This window comes from Vibrio sp. J383 (assembly GCF_023503985.1).
Taxonomy (GTDB): Bacteria; Pseudomonadota; Gammaproteobacteria; order Enterobacterales; family Vibrionaceae; genus Vibrio; species Vibrio splendidus.
Map to the genome: position 1 here is coordinate 1601422 of NZ_CP097293.1, position 22734 is coordinate 1624155.

The following is a 22734-nucleotide window of genomic DNA, read 5'->3' on the forward strand; positions in this document are numbered from 1 at the left end:
TTACGTCTGATTATGAGGGGATTCGCAAGAGTAAGGCGTTATGTTGTAACTCATAGTTAGGAGAATATTGTGAATGTAGAGGCTCGTTTGTACGTAAGTTCAAAACAAGGGACAGACTATATCGTGGGAACTCTTTTGGATTTTTGTGGCACTGTATCCGCATGGAATGAAGATTCTCAACATTACTTTAATCACATCAACCACAGCCCCGACCCTAGAAGAATAAGAGTCGATGCAGCAATTATATTCAATGATCAATATGGTGTTGTTTTCAACAACCATGGAACATCAAACCAGATGCATGTTTGCAATGTTGTCCGATTACATCAAGTCGAACAAGTATCTATCAACGAATATAATGAAATCGTTAAGAGATTTTATTCAGACTACAATAGGTGGGCTCGAAGCAACCGGGTTGATGTGAATGTCAATATTTCAAAGACAGAATACGAGCTGCATGAAATAATCACAGCTCACGAGCCAAGAAAATCATTTGAACATTATTTAAGTAGTCCTTGTAGTTGGGGGCATAGTGATCAAGAACGATTAGATCGCTTTATTGCCTTATATATAAGGCATGCAAGAAAGCCGTTTCCAAATTATTACATTTCTCAGTATCTTCAATCTAATCTTTCTTGGAGTGAGGAGCGTGCACAGCAACTAGTTAACTATATTGACAGTGCAATTGAGACTATAAAGAAATATAACAAAAACCGATGGTAACAACATAACAAGCAATTTAAGAAGGATTCTGTAGTTGACCCGATCTAGTGGACACCTTCAATTGTAATTGGAGGTGTTTATGCCAGCTTATAAATCAGGTAAAAAAACTCAACAATATCTCACGGAATTTAAGGTAACTACCGTCCGACTTTCGCTTCGAGAAGGAGCTACAGTTAAAAGCGTGGCGCTATCATTGGATATCCATCCTTATATGCTTTCTAAATGGCGAAAGGACTATAGAGAAGGGGTTATTTTGGAAGATAAACGTAAGAAAAGGACTAAGATCCCGAGTCAGAAAACTGAGTCTAGTCGGATTGCAGAGCTTGAACGTCAGAACGAACAACTTAAGCTCGAGAATGACTTGCTAAAAAAGTGGCAACGATTCGTTGCCCAAGAAAATCGACAAAATTCCGATTCATAGCCCATTACAAAACGCGTTATTCCATTGTATTGATGTGCCGTTTTCTATCTGTTTCTAAGTCGGGTTACTACGCATGGCTTGATAGAGAACCAAGCCGCTACGATCAAGAAGAGCAGGCTTTGAAGAAGCGTATAATTAAAGTGTTTACCCAGAGTCGAGAGACTTACGGCAGCCCACGAGTTCATGCAGAACTGAGGCGCCAAGGAGTTTTGGTTAGCCGCAAGCGTGTGGCTCGGATCATGAGAGAGCAAGGGCTAAGAGCACGAAGTTATCGCATTTACATGAAAATGGCCAAGCTACATCGGTTCTATCAATCGATTAAGAATATTAAAAAAGACACACCAAAACCAACGGCAGTTAATCAACAGTGGTCTGGAGATCTAACGTATATCAGGCAAGGCAAACGTTGGATGTATCTAGCGGTCGTTATCGATCTTTACTCGCGTAAAGTCGTCGGTTGGTCGCTTGGTAGTAAGAAGAGTACACAGCTAACGATGAGTTCGTTGAGAATGGCCATTAGAAATCGAAAGCCACAAGAGCGCTTATTGTTTCATACCGACAGAGGCTCTGAATATCGAGCCCATGAAGTTCAAGCTTTACTATCAAAAAATGGAATTGTCCCAAGCATGAATCGCCCAGGTCATTGTACTGATAATGCAGAGGTGGAGTCGTTCTTCCATACGCTCAAAGGCGACATAATTAGGAAAAATAGCTTTAAAAGTGAGAAGCAGCTTAGAGATAAAATTGTCGGTTATATCCAGCATTTTTATAACCGTTATAGACTGCACTCAAGTCTTGGATATCGAAGCCCGCATGAATATGAAGTCATGACGGGTTAAAGAAGATAGGGTGTCCATTTTATCGGGTGAAGATCACATGGTGCCTCCGGTGCATTTAAGTACCACATAAGTGTGGCAGATCCTCGGGAGGGGGAATCCATGTCATTCGTTATGTCTCAACGGGTATGTGACTTTGATAGGAAAACCTCTATGGGTAGAGAGAAAGAAGAAATGATGCGGCAGGAAGAGCTGCAGCCGATGTATGACTGGATCGAAGAAAACTATGGTGATGACGCTGGTGAAGAAGGATCAGACGAATGGGAGGAAGCGGTATTAGCTTTCGAGGTATATTGTGAGGATCGATCTCGATATGAAGAAGAGTGGTATAGGCACGATGAATTGGAATGGTATATTTATAGCCAATCTCAAATTGGAATGTTTAATACTCAAATACAGAGTGTTAAAGCTCTTCTAAATGTCCAAGTCTATAATGAAACTCAATTTAGCCTGTTAGTGATGTTGCATGGTCATACTGTAGCTTCGCTTGAGTCGTATTTAGCATCCAAGTTCATTCAAAATGTAACTAACTCTCAAGAGTTGATACGAAAATTGGTAGAGACTGACCCAACGTTCTCAAAAATGAAGTTTACTCTGAAAGAGATATACGAAAAACAAGAGAGTTTAAAACTAACAGTGGCAACTTATCTAAAGGATCTTATATTCCATGATCTGAAGAAGGTTAAGCCGATGTTCAAAGATGTATTAGGTTGTGATTTTGGTGATATTTCATGGTTATTTTCAGCGGTAAACCTTCGCCATCACTGTGTACATCGAGCTGGTTTGGACAAAGAGGGTAATCGAATAGCCATATCAGTTGAATCAGTAAAGCTGTTGGTCGAAAAGTCTGAGTTACTTGTAGATTCTATTGAAAATCAGCTTTCTAAGCTTAAAAAAGCAGAGTTTTGGTAAGACAGAGACATAACAAACGACTATGGCGTCAATGATTAATTTTTGGCAGTGTTTTCATCCCACATGGCGCCATCTCTCAGCATAGAGTTAAGAGTCACAACCATCTTTCGAACACACGCGATTATTGCGACTTTCTTAGGCTTTCCGGCAGCTACAAGTCGAGCATAAGTTGCTTTGAATACGGGGTTACATTGCATGGCTGACATCATTGCCATATATAACACTGTGCGTACTTGCGCTCGACCGCCTTGGATCACGCGCTTACCTTTGTAGCGCCCACTTTCGCGTGTTATTGGAGCGACACCAATTAGTGATGCCGCTTGTTTATTTGTGATGTAGCCAAGTTCTGGTACGTTGCTAATTATTGATGCAGCGGCAATGTTTCCTATTCCAGGGACGCTCTGCAATATTGTGTTTTTAGCCTGATATTCAGGGCTATCTTCAATGAGTTTAACGAGCTTTTCTTCTAACTTGGTGATTTGATTTTTTATCGTGGTTAGCATCGGTTTGATAGTCGGATGGAGAGAAGCGGGAAGTATCTGGATTCGGTTCTTTTCCATGGTTTGCATGGATAACAACTGGTTTCGGCGAATGACTAAGTCACTCATTAGGCGTATGTTTTTTGGCTTTATGACAGTAAGAGCTGGTTTGATTGCTTCTCCATAGTGAGCAATCAATTCTGCATCTAAACGATCATTTTTGGCTCTGCGGCCAATAGCACCAGCGAACCGTTTTATGTGGACAGGGTTTGCTCTGACAATAGGTAATTGAGCCTCTGCACATGCAAGAACAAAAGGCATTTCTAATCGGCCTGTTGCTTCAATAACGATTCGTTCAGGACTGTGACTCTTAATCGTTTTGAGTGCTTTTTTGATGCCTTTATCATTGTTCTCTACTGAGAAAAATAGGTCTAGTGGCCTGATGTGGATGTCTAATTGTGTTTTGCCGGTATCAACTCCAACGTTGATGCTTTGATTGATTTTGGTATTCATAATAAGCTAACTCATGCTTGCGTAATGCGGGTTCGAGACCCAGTCGACTATTCGAGGTTTATGCTTGAAGTCCTATGTAGCGTTCATGTTTGTTATCGGTCTCTCGATAGAGGAGCCAGCGTTTAAACGAACTACTACATAGAAAGCTTTAGTTGCAGCTAAAGCCTGGGTCTCACATTACCCGATTGGAGTGCTTATTATCCATACAAAACGTTTAAGAGTGATTCCAAACGCGTGCCGGTTTCGCTTCGCTCACCATTATGGCACACGGTTGTCACACCTTAACGTGGCGTTAAATTGCAGGAGATAGAATTGACAACATATTATACAGTGGATCGAGCACAACACTTAGTTGAGGGAATACAGTTGAACCTCGATAATAACTATGAACCTATGACAATTTATCAAGTTGAAGACGTTTGTAGTGCACTAGAAACCCGGAATCGATTGGCGCAACTGTATCCAGAAGGCTTATCGCGACATGGCGTTAAATATTTAACAGATTGCACAGTTCTTTTTGATCACGTTGGAGCGCCAATGGATGTAGCGCCATTCTCACACATGATTGAAAGTGTGTTTGAGTTAGTACGTCAGAAGGAGTTTCCAAATAGACCTTCTCGAATGCAATCGATTTATGCGTGGGTCAATATTGAGGATGCAGTAGAGTTTTCAGGTGGACAGGTTCCCACTTATGAAGTTGAACCAGATCATGCATTTATTGCTGACCAAACTTACTTAACTTTAGGTGCTTGTGTTGCTGGCTCTTATGAACTAGCGCGAAAATATTGGGAAGGTGAACAGTCAAATAATCCGAAGTTAGAAGCTCTTATCCCTTTACCTGTAGTGGTTGGGAAAGCAATTTAACAATCTGTTCAAGAATGATTCGCCATGCGTGGCATTTTTACCCTGCATCAGGTTAAGTGGTTAAGTGGTGTACGGCGGCTTTGGTATTGCGTGCCTCACACCTTAACAAGGCGTTAGGCATATAGGAGTTTCCTTTGGAAAAAGAAGTTTTTACGTTACTTGATACCGCTCTAAAAATTGGCCTTGGAGCATTAATTAGTGGGTTTTCTGCATACTTTCTTGCTAAAAATAGCTTTAACCAAGCGCAAGTAGCAGATAAAAGGGCTAGAACTATTCAATTCTTACAAGACATTGCAACAAGCATTGAGTCTGCGAGAATTAACCATGAAAAATCAACACATCCGTATTGGTATCGAGCTATAGAGGAGAGTGCTAAATTTGAAGATGCTACAAAAGAGTCACTAGATTATTTATCTAAATCAATGGCTGATGTAGGAAAGGCTCGTGCGATAGCAAGCTTGTTAGACTTGGCTTCAATAACTCAGTCTTTAAAACTCGCCGATGAGATCCTCGAAAGTCTATTTGAAGATGTGGCAACATTTGATGCTACAAAAATTGCAGATGATCTAAACGTTCAAAGTAGTGCTTTTAGAAGCCAGTTGGACTCCGCGCTAAATGAACTTGCGTGTTGCTACAAAAATGCCTAACAAATTGTTTAAGAGAGATTCGGCACGCGTGGCATTTTTACTATGCGGTGGCTTTAGTGGTTAAGGTGGTATGCGAAAGCATAGGTATTAGGTGCCGCACACCTTAACAAGGCGTTATGTTTTTGGAGAAAATATTGATACTTATACAGATGTTTGGAGTGTTTTTAGGGGGAGTGATTGCTTGTATAGCAATAGGTAAACCTAATAATGCTAAAAGATATTCAGTGCTATTCTTAGCATTGGTTGTGGCTATAATCAGTGGTACAAGCCTGTATTCGGCAGATAAGGAATCAAAAGAGTCTATTGATAGGCTATCTAGATTCGGAAGTTATATTGATTGGGATAAATCATTTATAAAGTATCAAGCTTATCGTGAATATGAGCGCTTAAATCAACTTCAACTTAGTGCACGTGTAAAAGTAATCTCAAATTCGAAAAGTGTATTGGGTTCAAAAATAGACAAACAGAACATTATAAGAAGATCTAAGTCCATACATGCGTTTGAGTTTAAAGAGCTTCTCTTGCAAGATGCTGAAGAGCTGTTTCTATCTCATAGTATTTATACTCCGGAGCTAGATGGCAATACCATATACAAAAAAACAGAAACTGACTCAAATATATATACTTTCAATTTCTATACTAGTGAAGTAACCAAGAATCACAATGGTCATCATGAGAACCTGCTCAAGTATCATTCTGGTGCAAATGCTCGTACTGGTTTTAGGTCTTTGTATGATTTGAATGACTCGTTTATTTTGGTGCATATTGGTGGTAATAAGCCCCTTTCAGCTGGTTCAATATTTATAAATCTGAAAACAAATTTAGGTAACGACCTAATTTTGTTTAATATTACTGAACAAATGACTGCGGAATATAAAAACAAAGCTCTTACTCTAGGAGTGTACATACCAGAGCAATACTGGTCACTAGAGTAAAACATAACAAACAATTTAAGAGTGATTCTTAACACTTGGCATTTTCATCATGCGTTGGCTTTAGTGTTTAAGGTGGTTTGTCGAGGCTGTGGTGTAGGGCGTCGCTCACCTCTTAATACGGAGTTATATGCAAGTGTTTACATTTGAGGCACAGATAACATCTAGCTTTTGAAGGTGCGTCTATCTTTTGTATGTTGACTAGGAGGTTTTTATGAAACTGATTAAGTACATACTTATAATGATAGCTGTATTGCCAATGATTTCACTCGCTAGCTCTAGCGTTGAAGATTTAGAAAAGGAAAATGAAGAACTTAAACAAGAGTGTATTGATGGGAGTTGTTCGAAAGAAAAGCTTTCGAAAATAGAAGAGAATAATCGTTCAATAGGCTCTTTGATGGACAGCTTTAAGTTTGGAGTGGCTATTGGTTATGAATACTACAAAGATTCATATATAAATGAAGCTCAAATTGTAGGGACAGACCGAATTGTACGAGTAAGTGATAGGCAAGATTACAAACCATCCATATGGCTTGAGACTCACTATATTTGGGATGGTATCGGCCAGAAATGGGGCTTCACTCACTCGGCACCAGGGTTTTATGTAGGCGCTAGGCTTTTAGGTCCTGACTCTGATGTATTTCAAGCATTTAGTCTGGGTCTTATGTGGTCCTTTAAGAGGACGGCTCTCGGTACTCCTAAGCCTGAAGGGAGTATTGCTGAGTCTATAAATATTGGTGTTGGTCCAGTGTGGCACCGTACAAAAGTTTTAGCTGATGGTATTAAAGAGGGAGAGTCGCTGCCCGCTAGATACGACGACATTCAGTTAGATGAAGAAGATGAAATTAGCTGGATGTTAATGGCTTCAGTTGGCTTCTAGCTCTAACTAGCATATAACAATCTGTTTAAGAGTGAATCGCAACGCTTGGCATTTTTGCTATGCGTTGCGTTTAGTGTTTAAGGTTGTATGCGGGAGCTTCGGTATTGCGTTGCTCACACCTAAACAGGGCGTTATGCCTCACGGAGGAAATATGAGAGATTTGGCAAAGGATACCAAATTGGCAGAAAGGAATGTGGCTAAATTACAGTCATTAATTCCGAGAAAGCTTCTAGTGAAAGAAGACAAAATTGCTAAGAAACAAGCTAAAAGTTCTGAAGGAGAAATTGATAAACTCAAGCAATTATTCAAATTAGTAGATGAACTTACGTCCAAATTATCGAGTATTACCTCATGTAAATCTGGTTGTGGAAACTGTTGTCATATCAATGTGTCTATAACTGAGCATGAAGCTAAAATACTTGCAGACTTTACTGGTTCAGAACTCGAGAGTTCTTCGTCTTTGGTTAGACCTGATTTTCATGGTTCACCTTGCCCATTTCTGTCGAATGAGAAATGTTCTGTGTATTCAGTTCGTCCTTTTGTATGTCGAAGACAAGTATCAGTGATGCCGAGTGAGTATTGGTGTGATCCAAGCATAAGTCTAGATGCTGAAGTACCAATGGTTGAATTTTCAGAATTGTCGAACGCCTTTTACGCTATCGCTGCAAGAAGTGAAGTGAAAGATATTCGGCAATGGTTTGGTTTAAAGGCACAACAAAGCGCTTAAGACAGACTCGCAACGCTTGGTATTTGGGGTTTGAATCAGTTTTAGTGTTCACGGCTCAATAGGTTAGGTTCAGTGGTGATGTTGCTCACTACTTAATGCGGCGTTAGTTGCTTTGATTATTAACCGGTAAATATATGAGTAAAAAGGTAGTTTCGTTTAATTTAGAAACAGATTTATCCATGTCTCTGGAATGTTTATCTGATGCTTTAGAACGCATAAACAATGGTGATGATGCCTACTTTAAATGGGCTGTGATATACAGTCATAATTCGATCCAAACAGCGATGTGTCTAGCTCTGATAACGTCAAGTAATTGCTTAGTTTATAGCAAATTCGACACTGAATCTGGTCATTTAACTAACATTGGGTGGCTGTATGAGCGCTTATTAGATGAACGATATGTTTCGTATGTTGATGGTCTAATTATTGATAGTGATCGTTTTGAAAAGAAACATGTTTGCCGTTTACAGACCATTAGGAATACATTCATTCATCAACACCCAATTAGTTATACTTTCGCATCGGAAGAACTAATTGAATTAATCAGCTTCGCTATTAATGTCGTAGCGTTTTTTGTCAATGAAAGCGAGCGTATGGCTCTAGATTATGCACTAAAATCAAAAATAATAGGTTTATTGACAAAATTGACCATGCAGATAACAAGTGTTTAACGAGCAATGTCCTACCCTAAGAAGTGTCACTTTATGGAGGTCGGTATGAATATCAAAGAATCTGATTGGAAAATATTTTGTGAAATAAAGAGTGAAGCAGTGAAAGTGTTTTGTACTCGACAGCTAGATGAAGCAATCAAAACGATTACTGATGAATCAGAACCTGCAGGGGAAAGGTTCAACTTTATGTGTCAGCATTCCAAAGAATCTCAAAAGCAAATGAAGCTTATTTTTGATGGCCACTCTCGAAGCCGAGCATTTATCCAGCTCATGCAAATGTGTGAGGAAGGTTTGGTTGCACCAGAACAATTCGAACGCCTTTCAGAGGAACTCAAAAAAGACATTACGAGTATTCTAGAAAGAAGAGCCTAAGGAAGGTTAGCTAATCAGGCCGCTTCTTTTTCATAGCTGCAATCATCTCAATATTACTCCTTTTTATTCGCGAATTCGGATATCCGCTACAATTTTGCCTCGGCAACCTCACTTATACGAGTTTTATTATACGAGTTGTATTGAAACTCCTAGAGTTACTCGTTTTTTTCCCCTTCAAAATGCCGTTGATTTTTAAGAATTAGCACTAGAATCTGGATTGAGATTTCTTCCAAAAAAGTGTCAACATTACTTGGTCAATAAAATCTCTCGTTAGCCCTTTAAATTCGTGCACTCTAGGTGAACTGAAAGTGTCACCTAGAGTGCATGAGGGTGGGGGTTGCGGGAGTTTATGCTTGTGATGCGACCAGAGCCCCACCATCACAAATTCTTGGCCCCAAATTCTTCAATATTTTTGGTTTGCATAGACGTTCATTAATTATTCGGATTCCGAATCCGTGATTTTTGGCCAGAGAAACCGAGTGCTATGTTTTGAAAGTGAGTGTGCGGATCATAGAGTGCCTAAAGGCCTTTAAAGTTCTTAATACTGGATGAGTAGGTTTACTTGCTGGTGGGTAGTTCAGGCATGTTATGTCATTAAATGAGAGTTGAAGGATTAGGTTGGAAGGTGGTGTTAAGAATGAACGAAAGGCTAGAAGTGTTTTCTTGATCGCCTTTCAGTGTTGTTTGATTAGCCTGGAGTATATTACGCGGTAGTAACGTCTTATCCAATAAGCAGGAACACAAATAGGTGGCTCTTAGCTGACGTCAGTTGCCGCAAAGGAATGGTTCTTATTCTTGATGACTATATTCGTTTAGAAGTGCGTACAAGGCCATACAAGTAACATTCTAGATGCTAGTCGGTTTTGTCTTTTTGTTTGTGTAGTGTGTTGAACCTAGTGAAAAAGCGGTCTAGTCTTACTGTTAGAAAAACTACTGTATAAGTCCACCTTTCGTCCACCCTTAATCCACCCAAGCAAGATTGGGATAAAGTGGGGAAGGGGAAAGTTGATTCTTTTCAGTGTATTGCGCGAGATTTACGACGTTTTTGAGGGCTCAAAAACGGTGAAACCCCGATGTTGGTAGCATCGGGGTTTCGAATTTCTAGATTTCTCGACTGGTAAGATCGATTATCTTTTCTATGCAGAAGGCTTGGATTAATCCAATCTTATTCCTTGGTAGGGAATTAGATACGGATGAAGTCCATGTGCTCAACTTTAGGCTTGAACGCGTGACGTTGAACGTCTTGCGGCTTAACCTTAACTTCTGCGCCGTCAATCAACAGAGTGATTGCTTCGTAGAATTCAGGCTTATCCATTTGGTTGATCACTTCAGCGTGAACAAGTTCGATAGCTACAGCTGCTGCTTCGCCACCGTAGATTACTGCTGGGAATTTACCAGTGTGACGTAGGCGGCGGCTCGCACCTTTACCTAGTTCAGTACGTACTACTGCTTCAAATTTCATAGTTTTACTCTCAAATTAGTAAAAATTAACTTCACACCTCAATGCGACCTTGAGTGTGTGGTAATGCTTAGGCATAAACGAGTTCATGCTTAAGCGAGCGCGGATACTAACATCACATTCAAATCTGAGCAAGTCAGAAGCCCATCTCAAAGTGAATTTCCTTCGATAAATGATTCGTTTGGAGATAAAACGTTCACTAACTCTTATTTACCCCATTTTATCGTCTTTTACATTGCCTATCTTATCTATTTATAGCGCTGCTAAATCATCAAGTTAATGAACGGAAAATGAATGTTTGCCTAAGACTTGGTTAAGGCTTGGTTGGTTAATCTAAGTGTTAATTAAACAGCAGAATGAATAGGTGAAAATATGGAACCGGTAAGCATTGTCGTAATTACGCTAAACGAAGAGAAACGCATTAGCCGCTTAATGGAAGAGTTGAGTGTGCAAACCCACCAAGAGTTTGAAGTGATTGTTGTCGACTCGAACAGTGAAGACAACACAAGAGGAGTGGCACAAGCTTATGAAAACGCGTTGCCAAAATTAACGGTTCATCATATGGAAAATCGTGGTGTGAGCCTTGGACGAAACACAGGTGCTTCATTGGCGCAATACAACAGAATCCTTTTCTTAGATGCTGACGTGAGCTTGCCCCGAAACTTTCTTGCGAAAGCGCTTTATGAACTAGAGGAGAAGAAGCTTGAAGTGGCGGGTGTGTACATGAGCTCGAAAGGTCTGCCGCTTGTACACAAGTTTGGTTACGGCTTATTTAACGCAGGCTTGTTCACTACCCAGTTCTTTTTCCCGACGGCGATTGGCGCATGTATTTTCTCGACTAAACGCGCGCATGATGAGATCGGCGGTTTCGATGAAGAGATCGTCCTGTGTGAAGACTGTGACTACGTAAAACGTGCGAGCAAGACATGGCGATTTAGATTCCTGAATATGACCTTTGGTTTTGACCCACGTCGACTAGACCAAGATGGCGTTGTGAAGACAGGCTCAACTTACCTCAAAGCCAATGTAAGACGCTTCTTCAAAGGCGAAATGCGTAACAACGAGATGAACTACAAGTTTGGTCACTACAAAGAACAGTAAGTATTGAGGTTGTTATGTTTGATGGACTAGGGCTGTTTCTGGGGGCATTGGGTGATGCTCTCATTGGCCCAAACCTATTTGTACCGGGAGAGCCCTTCTTTATCGCAGCGGGCTTTCAACTGTATTCAGGTGCATGGATGGCGTTGGTTTTGGTGATGCTAGGTGGTTTGCTTGGTGACCAACTCAGTTATTTCATTGGTTATAAATACGGTGCTAAGGCGCAACGAAGGCTCATTAAGTTTCGTCCTAAAACCAAAAGATTAATTGCGCGCTGCCGCTATCTAGTTGCTCGCAAAGGCACATACATCATTCTTTTTGCCCGTTTATTAGGGCCTATCGCTTGGGTTGTGCCATTTATAGCTGGCTCGCATCGTGTACCGTGGCGTAATTTTAGTGTGTTGGCGTTTATCGGCTTGGCTCTTGGTGGTGGACAGTTCATTGCTTGGGGCATGTTACTGGCGCACGGCGTTGCAAACTTCCCGTGGTTTAATAGTCTTAAGATATTTATCTCTGAGCATAATAGCTTGATCGTCGGTGTGTTCGCAGTATCGGTTTTCACCATTATTGGTTATCGGATGAAGTGGCGACGCTTGGTACTTAAGTCGAGTGCGCTGTTGTTGGCGTGGGTATTGTTTGCGAACTACGCTCACTTTTTCTGGAAGGCCGATGATTTTCAGAATCAACCAGAGACGGCTCAAATTAACAAAGTCGACTGGAATTCAGTTACCTATAAAGCGTTCCCTGGCAAATCTTCGTTCTACTCGGCACAAGCGATCAACGTAATTTATGTTGGAGCAACTCCAAGAGATTTAATGAAGCAATTAGACTGGATAGAGAATCAGACGTTCTCTCGAAATGAGATTGAATGGGCTGGTTATCTCGCATTGCTTAGAGACAAAACGCCGCCAGTATCCGATTTATATTGGAGAGACAAGCCGCAAGATATGGCGTTTCAATTGCGGGGTAACTTGATGAAGCGTAGCCATATTCGCTGGTGGCGTGCTGGTGTTGATATTAAAACTAACCAGCCTCAGTGGTTAGGCGCAATTAGTTATGATGATGGCCTTAAAGTCACGCCTTACTCAGGCATTGTGACCGTACTTCATAACATTGACCCTAATGTTGATGAAGAGCGAGATAGGCTCGCTAATCAGATACGAACGTCATTACCAGATATTGATATAGACAAGTACCCATTGGCTACGGTGGAAGTGATCGATGACGATCATGACTATTATACTGATGGCAGGATTTTGATGATCGGAGTAGCAACCTACCGCGATGATTCACAAGCTTTGGATGTTGCTGTGAACGATATACAGAGTGATATATAAGAGCGACCAGCTCGAGCCTTGTTTGAACCCTCCGTCAAACAAGGCTTTGCAATTTCTACTGGACTGTATCTATACAAACATAACCCCTCTCATGTAATTCCTCGGCTATAAATTTTTCAATTTTGACTATGCTGATTAAGGGCGAACAAGCAGCGAAAGCTGAGGATAACGTTATGCAAATGAATCCGATTGGTTGGTTTGAAATATATGTTGATGACATGTCGAGAGCAAAAACTTTTTATGAATCAGTGTTTAAAGTGACGCTGGATAAGTTAGACAATGAAACCGGAATCGAAGTTGAGATGTGGGTATTTCCTTGCGATATGGGGAACTATGGCGCCACAGGAGCTTTATGTAAGATGTCCGGTGTAAAAGCGGGAGGCAACAGCACCATGGTTTACTTCTCTTGTGAGGATTGTGCCACAGAAGCCAGTTTGGCAGCGGCCAATGGTGGCGCGCTACAAGTACCCAAAATGGACATTGGTGAGCATGGTTTTATCAGTGTAGTGAGTGACACGGAAGGCAATATGATTGGGCTTCACTCGATGAGCTAATCATATTGACGCGAGAAAAGCTTTGTTAAACCAGAATAAAGTTAAGCCCTAGCGTTGTGCTAGGGCTTATCGTGTTTACTTGGTTTACTTGGTTTACTTGGTTTACTTGGTTTACTTGGTTTATTTAGTTTACTTGGTTTATTTAGTTTACTTGGTTTATTTAGTTTACTTAGCGCGTTTAGCTTACTTAACCTTTGCTTAGTTTAAGCACCAGAGAGGCTTTCAATCCGCCCATTGAGCTCTTGCTGAGCGTTAGGCTGCCTCGGTAGCTGTGCGCCATTTCATTCACGATGTTAAGCCCCAATCCTGTTCCCGGTGTGGTTTCATCAAGTCGAACACCACGTTTGGTGACTTGCTCAAGTTTCTCTTCAGGAATGCCTTGGCCATCATCTTCAATCACCAATTCAATGTTGCCATCGTCGAGTTCATTCGAATGGACTCGGATAATACTGCTCGCCCATTTGTAACTGTTCTCGAGTAGGTTGCCGACCATTTCATCAAGGTCGGTTTTTTCTACCGCCACTTCAATCTCAGAGTCTAGCTCGTTAATCATGGTGACTTCGTTGGCGGCATACACTTTATCAAACGCCATTGAGATAGCTTCAACACGCTCACAAGGTGAAGATTTCACCGATAGAATGTTCATTGCACCAGCCATGCGCGCACGGCCAAGATGATAATCTATTTGGTTCTGAATCTGATGAATGGGTTGCTGTAACAAGGTCTTATCATCATCTGGAAGTCGCTCTATCTCATTTTTCAAAACCGACAGCGGTGTTTTCAAAGCGTGAGATAAGTTTCCAGCGTGGTTACGCGCTCGCTCCAATAACTCTTGATAGTGGAAGAGTAGGGCATTGAGGTCAGAAACCAACGGAGAAACCTCTTTCGGGTAGTTGTCGCTTAACCCTTGTTGCTCGCCGTTTCTTAACATCACCAGTTCACGTTGCATCTTACTGAGTGGCAATAGCGACCAGCTGACTTGAATACCAATCAACATCAGCACGCCCACAAACAGCAACATCAGAATCAACCAGACTTGACCTGTAAGTTCGGTCAGTGTGGATTCTAATGGGTCTTCATCAATACCAATGGTGATCGTGACAGGATCGTTCAGTTCAGGCAGATAGATATCCTGCTCGATGTAAATCAGCTTTTCTTTCTCAGGCCCTTTGATTGAAGTATGAATCGGCGAACGCTTGATGGTGAGGTCTTTGTCCCATAGAGATCGAGATCGAATAATCTGGTCTTGGGTAGCAGCTCGCCAATAAATACCACTGTAGGGTTGGTTAAACCTAGGGTCAGACAGACGCTCTGCCATGATGAGGTTACCACTGTCGTTGGTTTCTATGTTGGCGGTTAACTCGTCCATGGTTAGGCTGAGCTGTTGCTTGACGTCATCGACCAAGTAATCGTTAACCAACTTAGGTATTCCGACGCCTGCCGCTAATATCATCGCACCTAGCCAAAAAGCCGCGGCGAGGAGCAAGCGGCTTTTTAGACTGACGTTTTTAAGTGTTCGTTTTTTTAGATTCATACGTTACCAGCCTGTCTTTGCTCATCTTGCTATGAGAACAACGACGATCAGCACAGGCTGTCCACTTAATTGATGGTTGTGCTTAAATTGACGACTGCTCTTAGCTTAATTAAATACAGCATTATTCAGCATTCAGTTGGTAGCCAAGGCCACGAACGGTTTTGATGATCTTTGGTGCGATTTTCTTACGAATACGACCGATGAACACTTCAACCGTGTTTGAGTCGCGGTCGAAGTCTTGCTTGTAGATATGCTCAACTAACTCAGTGCGCGAGATAACCTTGTTTTGGTTATGCATGAAGTACGCGACAACTTTATATTCTAGCGCCGTGAGGCTAACCGCTTGACCTTGCCACAACACTTTAGAGCTGCGTGTGTCTAGGCTTAAATCACCAATTTGAAGTATAGGAGCAGCACTGCCTGACGCTCGGCGTAGTTGAGCACGAATGCGGGCTATCAGCTCGACCATTTCGAATGGTTTAGTTAGGTAGTCATCAGCGCCTGCATTCAAGCCTTCTACACGTTGGGTCAGCGTGTCACGCGCACTTAAGATAATCACTGGCGTGTTAATGTTTTCGTCTCGAATGCCTTTTAATACGGTTAGGCCATCCAGCTTAGGTAGACCTAAATCGAGAACAATAGCATCCCACTCTTCTGATGTTGCACGGTAGAGTGCGTCGATACCGTCTTGAGAAAGTTCTGGAACCCAGTCGGCTCCCTCAAGGGTTTCTAGAATTTGTTGGCCCAAGCGAGGTTCGTCTTCAACGACTAAAATTTTCATAATTGTTCTTCTTAATTCTTGTAATGACTGTTCGTTGTGCTTAATGGTCGTCGTGATCAATGGCGTCTTTAAAGTTGCGGCGCTTACTTATTCACCGTGTTTAATTGCGTCTTTAAAGTTTCGGCCTTTAATCATGAGCATCTCTAACGTCTCGGCGTTGTATTCGACTTTGATGATGTTGTTTTGGTAATTGATTTTTAGTTCATACACCCAAATGTCGTCATCTTCTTCTAGCTCTACTTTAATGATTCTGCCATGAAGATCGTTCTCAACGGCCGCATACATTTCTGAGAAAGGGCGAATATAGCCTTCGCGTACAGCTTCGTAGACTTCGTCTTGATCTTCTTCAAATTCGATACGGGTTCCCGCTTTATGGACATCTTGTACAAGATCATGACCGTTATGATCTGAGTCAGCCCACGCACTAGCGGCGACACATAAGCCTAAGCTTAAAGAAAACATAGAAATCATAACTTTACTAAACATAGCGAATCCTAGAGAAGGTTGATAGCGTTCAGTATAAAAAAGTAATTCTGAACAGAAAGTGAACCTGATGAATAATGAGATTTAGGTTCTCAAAAAATGAGATGTTAACGTTGCTGAAGCTCGTCTTCGAATATCTTGTCTCTCATTTTCCAAAAACGCCCGACTTTACGTGCAATCACGAATTGAGGTGGGCGGAATCTATGTTGGTGAGCAACCACTTTCGTTGGTGAAGCTTCCTCAAAAGGGCGGTGTCTGTCGGCAAGGTGAGGGCGAACAAATTGATCCTTAAAGTTCTGCTTCTGTTTCTTGGTGGTTAATGACCAAAATTCATGCACTTGCGCTTGGTTTTCGCCACGGTAAGTGACTTTAAGTTGCGACTTACCTTTGTCGTCCTTGAGAACGTTAAGATCCATCTCTAAACACTCAAACACCAACGCATCTTTTAGGTTTAACGCTTCCTTAAGCTTTTTATCTGGGTCGACCAAGGTGGCATCGCACTCATGGCAAATGCGCGCGGCAATGTCGTTGTCAGCGCCGCATTCACCGCAGTATTTGGCTCGGAAGCGATAATTACAGTGTTCGCGTTCTCCAGTGTCTTCATCGGTAAAGTAGCCTTGGCATTTACGGCCAAAGTGCTCTAGCAAGAAGCCATTGCTGTCTAGCTTGCCCCAGAAGTTATTGTTGAAGCCGCATGCAGGGCAGGGGATGGTGATGATTTCACTGTCTGAGTCGGGTTTAGGGTCGCCCACTTCAGGTTGGTAAAGATCGTAACTGTTGCCAGCATAGTCGAGCACTAAACACTCTTTTTTACCCGGTGATAAGCGTAAGCCACGGCCAACGATTTGTTGATACAAACTGATGGACTCTGTCGGGCGCAAAATCGCGATTAAATCGACATGAGGGGCATCAAAACCAGTGGTTAATACCGATACGTTAACCAAGAACTTGATTTTGCGTTCTTTGAAGTCATTGATGATTTGGTCACGTTCGAGAGTTGGTGTGTCGCCGATTACGATTGACGATTCACCTTCAGGCAGTAAGCCAAGGATCTCTTGTGCGTGTCTAACAGTGGCAGCAAATACCATGATCCCTAACTTGTCTTTGGCCAGTTCAATGATCTGGTCGACAATTTGTGGAGTCGCACGTTTAGATTGCTCGATCACCATATCGAGTTCGGCTTCTTTGTAACGGCCTGTACTTGCAGGTTTTAGCTGTGAGAAGTCATAGCTCAATACTGGTGCATCGATCATGCGTGCTGGTGTTAGAAAGCCTTCGTCCAACAAGTAGCGAATCGGTAACTCGAAAATACAATCTCTGAAAAACCTAGGTTCTTCAGATCGTACTTGTCCACGCGTGTGATACTGATAAAGCCAACCCATACCAAGACGATAGGGGGTCGCGGTCAGTCCAAGCACCTTGATGCCTGAATTATTCTCGCGCAAGTGAGTGATCACTTTTTGGTAGCTACTGGTCTTTTCATCGGGAACACGGTGGCATTCGTCGATAACCAACAGTGAAAATTGGTTAGAGAATGAATCGAGGTTGCGAACCACAGATTGAACCGAAGCAAACACCACTTGTTGGTCTGTCTCTTTTCGCCCTAAACCCGCAGAGAAAATTGAGCCTTTTAGCCCATAACCTTCATACTTTTCATGGTTTTGTTCGACCAACTCCTTAACGTGAGCGAGTACCAGCACTCGACCTTTCGCAAGCCTTGCTAGCTCTGCAATCACAAGGCTTTTCCCTGCGCCTGTAGGTAACACAAGAACAGCCGGTGTTTGGTGTTTTCTGAAGTAATGAATCACTGATTTTACAGAATCAGCTTGGTACGGGCGGAGTGTATACATATCGCGTCTTGTAGGGTAGAAAACAAATAGTGTGAAATAGCTCAACTAATTGAGCAAAGGTGACTATAATACCCGACTTAGATTAGTTGAGGTATTCATGCGTTTAGATAAATTTCTGTGCGATGCGTTAGGCGTCACTCGAAGAGAAGCAACACACTTATTAAAATCCAAGGCAGTGACAGTAAATGATGTCATTCAAAAAAGCGGTTCACTCAAGGTAACTGAAGAGTGCGTTGTGGAATGGCAAGGCAATGAACTGAATGTTCACGGCCCACGTTACATCATGCTTTATAAGCCAGAAGGCTTTGTTTGTTCGCATGAAGATGGCGCAAATCGTATCGCCTTTGAATTACTCGATGAAATCAAAATGGACAAGCTGCACTTTGCTGGTCGTCTAGATATTGATACGACGGGTCTTGTGTTGATTACCGATGATGGTAAGTGGTCTCACCGCATCACATCGCCAAAGCACAAGTGCGAGAAGACGTACCGTGTGTGGTTGGTTGAACCTGTTGAAGACGATTACGTTGAAAAATTCAAAGAGGGCATCCAGCTTAAGAGCGAAGATGGCCTAACACTTCCAGCACACTTAGAAGTTCGTGCTGAGCGTGAAGTCCTATTAACGATTCACGAAGGCAAATACCACCAAGTAAAACGTATGTTTGCGGCCCTTGGTAATAAAGTTGAAGGGTTACACCGTGAGCGTATCGGTGAAATCGAGATGGATGAATCTTTGGAGTTAGGTGAATACCGTTACCTAACACAAGAAGAAGTCGACTCTATCTGGAAGTAATCTTTTCTGCTGTAGATGTGGCCGACCAAGGATAGCGTCGGCTGATTATTTTGACTGGTACTAGGACAGTTTCAGCCATTATTGCTATTTGTGTATTACTATTTGCGTATTGTTATGTGCGTATTCGTGTATTGCCATGTGTATATACGAATATTCGTATTTGCTATGTGCATATTCGTGTATTTATGTGTGCATGCTCATGCCTACATAAAACCTAGTACTTAGTCGGAGAGTTATGCAAACGTCTACCCAACAGACCCCAAGCTCACAACCACAAACTCCTCAGTTAGGTTGGATGCTGTTTTTGGTTCTGGGTGCGATTGGTGCACTGACACCACTCGCCATCGATATGTACCTGCCTGCTATGCCAACGATCGCCAAAGATCTCGGCGTGACAGCGGGTGAAGTACAAATCACACTCACAGCGTACACCGCAGGTTTTGCATTAGGTCAGTTGTTACATGGTCCGTTAGCCGACAGTTATGGTCGCAAGCCTGTTCTACTGATTGGTGTATTCTTTTTTGCGGTCGCGTCTGTTGTGAGTGCGACGACTCATGGCATTGAAGCGCTAACGTTAGTTCGTACCGCTCAAGGTTTCGCTGGTGCGGCGGCGGCGGTAATAATCCAAGCCGTTGTGCGTGATATGTTCGACCGTGAAGATTTCGCGAGAACCATGTCGTTCGTTACCTTGGTGATGACGGTTGCACCACTTATCGCGCCGATGATTGGTGGTTACTTAGCATTGTGGTTCGGTTGGCGTTCAATCTTTTGGGTATTGGCTATTTTTGCGGTGATTGTCATTTTCGCGGTGATAATCAAAATTCCTGAGACACTGCCTGTCGATAATCGTCAACCATTGCGCTTTAAAACCACGATTCGTAATTACGCTCGTTTATGTAAAAACCCGACCGCTATGGGCCTGATTTTCTCGGGTGCGTTTTCGTTCTCTGGGATGTTTGCATTCTTAACCGCAGGCTCTTTTGTCTACATTGATGTCTATGGCGTACGTCCTGACCTGTTTGGTTACCTATTTGGTCTGAACATTGTTGCGATGATTCTGATGACGACAATCAATGGCCGAATCGTTAAGAAGGTCGGCTCTCATACAATGTTGAGGGCAGCGCTGGTCATCCAATTACTGGCTGGCGTAGGTTTACTTGTCGGTTGGGCGTTGGATCTCGGGCTTTGGGGAATTGTGCCGTTTGTTATGCTATTTATTGGCACCATCTCTACTATTGGCAGTAACTCTATGGGTCTATTGCTCAGTGGTTATCCAAACATGGCAGGCACGGCTTCATCGCTTGCGGGAACATTAAGATTTGGTACTGGTTCTGTCGTTGGGGCTATCGTTGCGATGCTGCCAAGTGACAGTGCTGGGTCTATGGCTATGGTAATGGCTGCGTGTGCAGTAATGTCAGCATTACTATATTGGACATTAGGAAAGAAGGCATAATGTCAAAATACTATATTGAAATTCAGAAGTTAGTGAATGATGCGCTAGGCGAGCTATATGCTCTACATAAGTCTGGCAAGGCCATTGACGCACCTATCGCGAACAACCTTTACCTTGTTCGCTGGGTAACAAAGGCGATTAAATCCCAAGCTTATGATCGCGTGATTGTGCCTGACTTGGTTCGCTGGCAGAAACAGGGGCGCTCAAAAGGCAATAACTCTGATTTAACTTTTACCTTTAAACGTATTTCTGCGTTTTACGGGCGTTTTTTCCCTGAAGGCGAAGATCCTAAAGCGCTAAAAGACAGTGATGTTGAAGCATTCATGGACAAAATGTACGAGATGGGTTGGAGCGTATCAAGTGAAGACGAGCTAACGACTGGCGGTAAGATTCAATTCTTCACCGATGGTGAGCACTCTTTTGCCTTGTGTGGCAAACAGTGTGACGACTCTTTCGACGGTGAGTTGATGGTTAAGCCAATGAACTGGTTTGTTCGTGGTAACCACGCCGAGTTCATTCAAGCGGCGATGGAAGCGGGTTTCATGCTTCACAAAGTAACAGACTACAAGTCTGCGGTGAAGTATCACGGTGAATACATCGTTTACCCTGCTAACCAAGGCAACCAACTTGCAGAGATCCCAATTAGCGTTATTGGCTAATAGCGGATTCGGGATACGAGATGAGAGATACGAAGAGCGGAATTATCCGCTCTTTTTTTGCCTCTCATAGCGCGTGTCGCAAATTTGCTGTTAAGTCTTTTCGCATCTCGACAGACGAATCTGCTTTTAATCTCTTCGCATCCCGTATCCGCTTTTAATCGTTTCGCATCTCGTTACTCGAATCCCGTATCTGCTTTTAATCTTTTCTCATCCCGTTACTCGAATCCCGCATCCGCTTTTAATCGTTTCGCATCTCGTTACTCGAATCCCGAATTTGCTTTTAATCTTTTCGCATCTCGACACTCGAATCTCGCATCTGCTCTTTAGCCTGCTTCTCAATCGCTTTAACCATGCCTTTAAAGATAAACAGGTGGGCTGGCATCATCGCAAACCAATACAGTAACCCTAGAAAGCCTTTTGGATGCCACCAAGCTGATATGTTCAGTTCACGTGAATCACAGTGGTCAGAGACGGTAATCTCGAGTCGCCCCAACCCCGGGCCTTTCATACCGAAAAGCAGAGATAAAAACTGGTTTTCTTCACAACGAATGACTTTCCACGAATCGATTTTGTCACCGACTTTTAGGGTCGGCCCTTCAGGCATTTGTCGAACCGGCACACCACCGCCAAAGAGAAGATCTAACCATTCGCGTGTGCGCCATAGAGCATTAGCAAAGAAGTAACCTTGCTTCGGGCTTCCTATTTGCTGAGCGACCTGCCAAAGGGATTCTAAAGATGCGCTTGAGGTGATACTTGCGCCTGTTTTCTTAGGATAATAGCCATAACCAGCTTGCCAGCGTTTGAAGGCGGTCTTATCAAAGCCCCAAACATTACTTTTCACGAAGTTTCCTTCAGCGTGAATCGCTTGCTCAACCATATTTTCAAACGAGATAAGCTTCTGAGGGTACTTTTCTCTAATGATGGTCGAACTGGCAATAAAGTCATGTTTTAAGCCCGCGAGAAGCGCTCTGCCTATGTTAGACGGAACAGAAGTCACAACGCCTAGCCAATATGACGCGATTGAGGGCGTGAGGAGTGACGTCGCCCAAAGCCTGAGTGGGCGATCGGCTGTTTTGGCAATGTGAGCAAATTGATTTCGATAAGAGACAATGTCTGGCCCGCCAACTTCGAAGGTTTGGCTTTCGCTAGGCGTGTCCTGTGCGAGTTTTAGCAGATAGTGATTCAGGTTCTGCAAGGCAATAGGGTTGGCTTTAGAGTCGACCCATTTGGGCGCAATCATGATAGGTAAGTTGTACACGAAGTCTCGCATGATCTCGAACGCTGCAGATCCTGGACCAATGATCACGCCTGCTTGCAGCTCAGTGACGGGGACTGGTCCTTTGCGTAGCAGTTCTCCGGTTTTCTTTCTCGCTTGAAGGTGTTCTGAATCACCCGTTTGCGGCTGAAGCGAACTCAGGTAGATGACGTGTTGATTCTTTGGCCCAAGAGCTGAAACAAAGTTACGTGCCAAATTCAGTTCATAATCAATAAAGTCGTGGCCTTCTGCCATGCCATGGACGAGAAAGAAGATAAGATCAAAGTCGGGGACTAAGGCTTGTGTTGCGGCTTGATCTGCAAGATCAAGATACTCTAGTGACAAGTTGTCATGAGGTTCGGTTCGTGCCTTTAAATAGTCGATATGCCTTGCTGCAGCAGTGACTTGGTGGCCTTGCTCAAGCAGGAGAGGGAGGAGCTGCGAACCAACATATCCAGAAGCGCCTAAAACCAGTACTTTCTTCATTGTTACTCCATTTAT

23 protein-coding genes are annotated in these 22734 nt (G+C 42.8%); 16 read left to right on the forward strand and 7 right to left on the reverse strand.

Features of this window, described 5'->3' with window-relative positions; all coding sequences use genetic code 11:
- The first annotated feature begins 69 nt into the window (after window positions 1-69).
- The 3 genes from M4S28_RS07240 to M4S28_RS07250 all read left to right on the forward strand — a co-directional run bounded on the left by M4S28_RS07240 (window position 70) and on the right by M4S28_RS07250 (window position 2892).
- Window positions 70-723 carry a hypothetical protein gene (locus tag M4S28_RS07240; RefSeq protein WP_249632589.1) on the forward strand — a complete coding sequence of 218 codons (654 nt, stop codon included), beginning with the start codon at window positions 70-72 and terminating at the stop codon, window positions 721-723.
- A gap of 79 nt (window positions 724-802) precedes the next feature.
- A protein-coding gene (locus M4S28_RS07245) for an IS3 family transposase (protein ID WP_249632590.1) occupies window positions 803-1983 on the forward strand; the annotation gives its coding sequence in 2 pieces (ribosomal slippage) (window positions 803-1088 and window positions 1088-1983; 1182 coding nt in all).
- A gap of 150 nt (window positions 1984-2133) precedes the next feature.
- A complete protein-coding gene (locus tag M4S28_RS07250) occupies window positions 2134-2892 on the forward strand; it encodes a hypothetical protein (RefSeq protein ID WP_249632591.1) in 759 nt (252 codons plus the stop codon).
- 35 nt (window positions 2893-2927) lie between these two features.
- On the opposite strand, the gene M4S28_RS07255 is transcribed toward M4S28_RS07250, so the two are convergent.
- Entirely contained in the window at window positions 2928-3884 is a 957-nt protein-coding gene (locus tag M4S28_RS07255) for an IS110 family RNA-guided transposase (protein ID WP_017064050.1), read from the reverse strand.
- Between the two features lie 366 nt (window positions 3885-4250).
- Between M4S28_RS07255 and M4S28_RS07260 the strand changes: the two genes are divergently transcribed.
- From M4S28_RS07260 to M4S28_RS07305, 7 genes are all read left to right on the forward strand, one after another.
- Window positions 4251-4748, forward strand: a complete 498-nt coding sequence (locus M4S28_RS07260) for a DUF2441 domain-containing protein (protein WP_249632592.1) — start codon at window positions 4251-4253, stop codon at window positions 4746-4748.
- A 134-nt stretch (window positions 4749-4882) separates the two neighbouring features.
- The gene (locus tag M4S28_RS07265; RefSeq protein WP_048664005.1) at window positions 4883-5395 is read left to right on the forward strand and encodes a hypothetical protein; all 513 of its coding nucleotides are present in this window, start codon (window positions 4883-4885) and stop codon (window positions 5393-5395) included.
- A 134-nt stretch (window positions 5396-5529) separates the two neighbouring features.
- Window positions 5530-6330: a hypothetical protein gene (locus tag M4S28_RS07275; protein ID WP_249632593.1), complete on the forward strand. Its 801-nt coding sequence runs from the start codon at window positions 5530-5532 to the stop codon at window positions 6328-6330.
- 211 nt (window positions 6331-6541) lie between these two features.
- Window positions 6542-7207 (forward strand): hypothetical protein, encoded by a 666-nt coding sequence (locus M4S28_RS07285; protein WP_249632594.1) that lies wholly within the window; start codon window positions 6542-6544, stop codon window positions 7205-7207.
- Between the two features lie 151 nt (window positions 7208-7358).
- Window positions 7359-7934 carry a YkgJ family cysteine cluster protein gene (locus M4S28_RS07295; RefSeq protein WP_061031674.1) on the forward strand — a complete coding sequence of 192 codons (576 nt, stop codon included), beginning with the start codon at window positions 7359-7361 and terminating at the stop codon, window positions 7932-7934.
- A gap of 134 nt (window positions 7935-8068) precedes the next feature.
- Complete coding sequence (locus M4S28_RS07300; RefSeq protein ID WP_249632595.1) at window positions 8069-8605, forward strand: hypothetical protein; 537 nt, start codon at window positions 8069-8071, stop codon at window positions 8603-8605.
- A 45-nt stretch (window positions 8606-8650) separates the two neighbouring features.
- Window positions 8651-8977, forward strand: coding sequence for a hypothetical protein (locus tag M4S28_RS07305; RefSeq protein ID WP_249632596.1), 327 nt, complete (start codon window positions 8651-8653; stop codon window positions 8975-8977).
- 1183 nt (window positions 8978-10160) lie between these two features.
- Here M4S28_RS07305 and rplY read toward each other — a convergent pair.
- Window positions 10161-10439 (reverse strand): 50S ribosomal protein L25, encoded by a 279-nt coding sequence (gene rplY, locus M4S28_RS07310; protein ID WP_004734628.1) that lies wholly within the window; start codon window positions 10437-10439, stop codon window positions 10161-10163.
- 369 nt (window positions 10440-10808) lie between these two features.
- On the opposite strand from rplY, the gene M4S28_RS07315 reads away from it, so the two are divergent.
- From M4S28_RS07315 to M4S28_RS07325, 3 genes are all read left to right on the forward strand, one after another.
- Window positions 10809-11537 carry a glycosyltransferase family 2 protein gene (locus tag M4S28_RS07315; RefSeq protein ID WP_108196015.1) on the forward strand — a complete coding sequence of 243 codons (729 nt, stop codon included), beginning with the start codon at window positions 10809-10811 and terminating at the stop codon, window positions 11535-11537.
- Between the two features lie 14 nt (window positions 11538-11551).
- Window positions 11552-12871: an LssY C-terminal domain-containing protein gene (locus M4S28_RS07320; protein ID WP_249632597.1), complete on the forward strand. Its 1320-nt coding sequence runs from the start codon at window positions 11552-11554 to the stop codon at window positions 12869-12871.
- A gap of 173 nt (window positions 12872-13044) precedes the next feature.
- Complete coding sequence (locus M4S28_RS07325; RefSeq protein WP_029224509.1) at window positions 13045-13425, forward strand: VOC family protein; 381 nt, start codon at window positions 13045-13047, stop codon at window positions 13423-13425.
- A gap of 187 nt (window positions 13426-13612) precedes the next feature.
- Here M4S28_RS07325 and M4S28_RS07330 read toward each other — a convergent pair whose 3' ends face one another.
- The 4 genes from M4S28_RS07330 to radD all read right to left on the reverse strand — a co-directional run bounded on the left by M4S28_RS07330 (window position 13613) and on the right by radD (window position 18073).
- Window positions 13613-14959 (reverse strand): ATP-binding protein, encoded by a 1347-nt coding sequence (locus tag M4S28_RS07330; protein ID WP_017080456.1) that lies wholly within the window; start codon window positions 14957-14959, stop codon window positions 13613-13615.
- Between the two features lie 121 nt (window positions 14960-15080).
- Window positions 15081-15740 carry a response regulator transcription factor gene (locus M4S28_RS07335; RefSeq protein WP_004734666.1) on the reverse strand — a complete coding sequence of 220 codons (660 nt, stop codon included), beginning with the start codon at window positions 15738-15740 and terminating at the stop codon, window positions 15081-15083.
- An 87-nt stretch (window positions 15741-15827) separates the two neighbouring features.
- A complete protein-coding gene (locus tag M4S28_RS07340; RefSeq protein ID WP_004734667.1) occupies window positions 15828-16226 on the reverse strand; it encodes a PepSY domain-containing protein in 399 nt (132 codons plus the stop codon).
- A gap of 104 nt (window positions 16227-16330) precedes the next feature.
- Entirely contained in the window at window positions 16331-18073 is a 1743-nt protein-coding gene (gene radD, locus M4S28_RS07345) for a DNA repair helicase RadD (protein ID WP_249632598.1), read from the reverse strand.
- Between the two features lie 97 nt (window positions 18074-18170).
- Between radD and rsuA the strand changes: the two genes are divergently transcribed.
- From rsuA to M4S28_RS07360, 3 genes are all read left to right on the forward strand, one after another.
- Window positions 18171-18866, forward strand: coding sequence for a 16S rRNA pseudouridine(516) synthase RsuA (gene rsuA, locus M4S28_RS07350; RefSeq protein ID WP_004734669.1), 696 nt, complete (start codon window positions 18171-18173; stop codon window positions 18864-18866).
- A 235-nt stretch (window positions 18867-19101) separates the two neighbouring features.
- Window positions 19102-20319 (forward strand): Bcr/CflA family multidrug efflux MFS transporter, encoded by a 1218-nt coding sequence (locus M4S28_RS07355; RefSeq protein ID WP_249632599.1) that lies wholly within the window; start codon window positions 19102-19104, stop codon window positions 20317-20319.
- Complete coding sequence (locus M4S28_RS07360; RefSeq protein WP_004734671.1) at window positions 20319-20978, forward strand: DUF2913 family protein; 660 nt, start codon at window positions 20319-20321, stop codon at window positions 20976-20978. The genes M4S28_RS07355 and M4S28_RS07360 overlap by 1 nt, the downstream gene beginning before the upstream one ends.
- A gap of 280 nt (window positions 20979-21258) precedes the next feature.
- On the opposite strand, the gene M4S28_RS07365 is transcribed toward M4S28_RS07360, so the two are convergent.
- Window positions 21259-22719, reverse strand: coding sequence for a DUF2867 domain-containing protein (locus M4S28_RS07365; protein ID WP_249632600.1), 1461 nt, complete (start codon window positions 22717-22719; stop codon window positions 21259-21261).
- Between the last annotated feature and the right edge of the window lie 15 nt (window positions 22720-22734).

What these genes read in the sequence shown, in the direction of transcription:
- M4S28_RS07365 (WP_249632600.1), bottom strand. Translation starts at nt 22,719, where the DNA reads ATGAAGAAAGTACTGGTTTTAGGCGCTTCTGGATATGTTGGTTCGCAG.
- M4S28_RS07285 (WP_249632594.1), top strand. Translation starts at nt 6,542, where the DNA reads ATGAAACTGATTAAGTACATACTTATAATGATAGCTGTATTGCCAATG.
- M4S28_RS07250 (WP_249632591.1), top strand. Translation starts at nt 2,134, where the DNA reads ATGGGTAGAGAGAAAGAAGAAATGATGCGGCAGGAAGAGCTGCAGCCG.
- M4S28_RS07355 (WP_249632599.1), top strand. Translation starts at nt 19,102, where the DNA reads ATGCAAACGTCTACCCAACAGACCCCAAGCTCACAACCACAAACTCCT.
- rsuA (WP_004734669.1), top strand. Translation starts at nt 18,171, where the DNA reads ATGCGTTTAGATAAATTTCTGTGCGATGCGTTAGGCGTCACTCGAAGA.
- rplY (WP_004734628.1), bottom strand. Translation starts at nt 10,439, where the DNA reads ATGAAATTTGAAGCAGTAGTACGTACTGAACTAGGTAAAGGTGCGAGC.
- M4S28_RS07305 (WP_249632596.1), top strand. Translation starts at nt 8,651, where the DNA reads ATGAATATCAAAGAATCTGATTGGAAAATATTTTGTGAAATAAAGAGT.
- M4S28_RS07295 (WP_061031674.1), top strand. Translation starts at nt 7,359, where the DNA reads ATGAGAGATTTGGCAAAGGATACCAAATTGGCAGAAAGGAATGTGGCT.
- M4S28_RS07315 (WP_108196015.1), top strand. Translation starts at nt 10,809, where the DNA reads ATGGAACCGGTAAGCATTGTCGTAATTACGCTAAACGAAGAGAAACGC.
- radD (WP_249632598.1), bottom strand. Translation starts at nt 18,073, where the DNA reads ATGTATACACTCCGCCCGTACCAAGCTGATTCTGTAAAATCAGTGATT.
- M4S28_RS07320 (WP_249632597.1), top strand. Translation starts at nt 11,552, where the DNA reads ATGTTTGATGGACTAGGGCTGTTTCTGGGGGCATTGGGTGATGCTCTC.
- M4S28_RS07360 (WP_004734671.1), top strand. Translation starts at nt 20,319, where the DNA reads ATGTCAAAATACTATATTGAAATTCAGAAGTTAGTGAATGATGCGCTA.
- M4S28_RS07340 (WP_004734667.1), bottom strand. Translation starts at nt 16,226, where the DNA reads ATGTTTAGTAAAGTTATGATTTCTATGTTTTCTTTAAGCTTAGGCTTA.
- M4S28_RS07325 (WP_029224509.1), top strand. Translation starts at nt 13,045, where the DNA reads ATGCAAATGAATCCGATTGGTTGGTTTGAAATATATGTTGATGACATG.
- M4S28_RS07300 (WP_249632595.1), top strand. Translation starts at nt 8,069, where the DNA reads ATGAGTAAAAAGGTAGTTTCGTTTAATTTAGAAACAGATTTATCCATG.
- M4S28_RS07335 (WP_004734666.1), bottom strand. Translation starts at nt 15,740, where the DNA reads ATGAAAATTTTAGTCGTTGAAGACGAACCTCGCTTGGGCCAACAAATT.
- M4S28_RS07255 (WP_017064050.1), bottom strand. Translation starts at nt 3,884, where the DNA reads ATGAATACCAAAATCAATCAAAGCATCAACGTTGGAGTTGATACCGGC.
- M4S28_RS07330 (WP_017080456.1), bottom strand. Translation starts at nt 14,959, where the DNA reads ATGAATCTAAAAAAACGAACACTTAAAAACGTCAGTCTAAAAAGCCGC.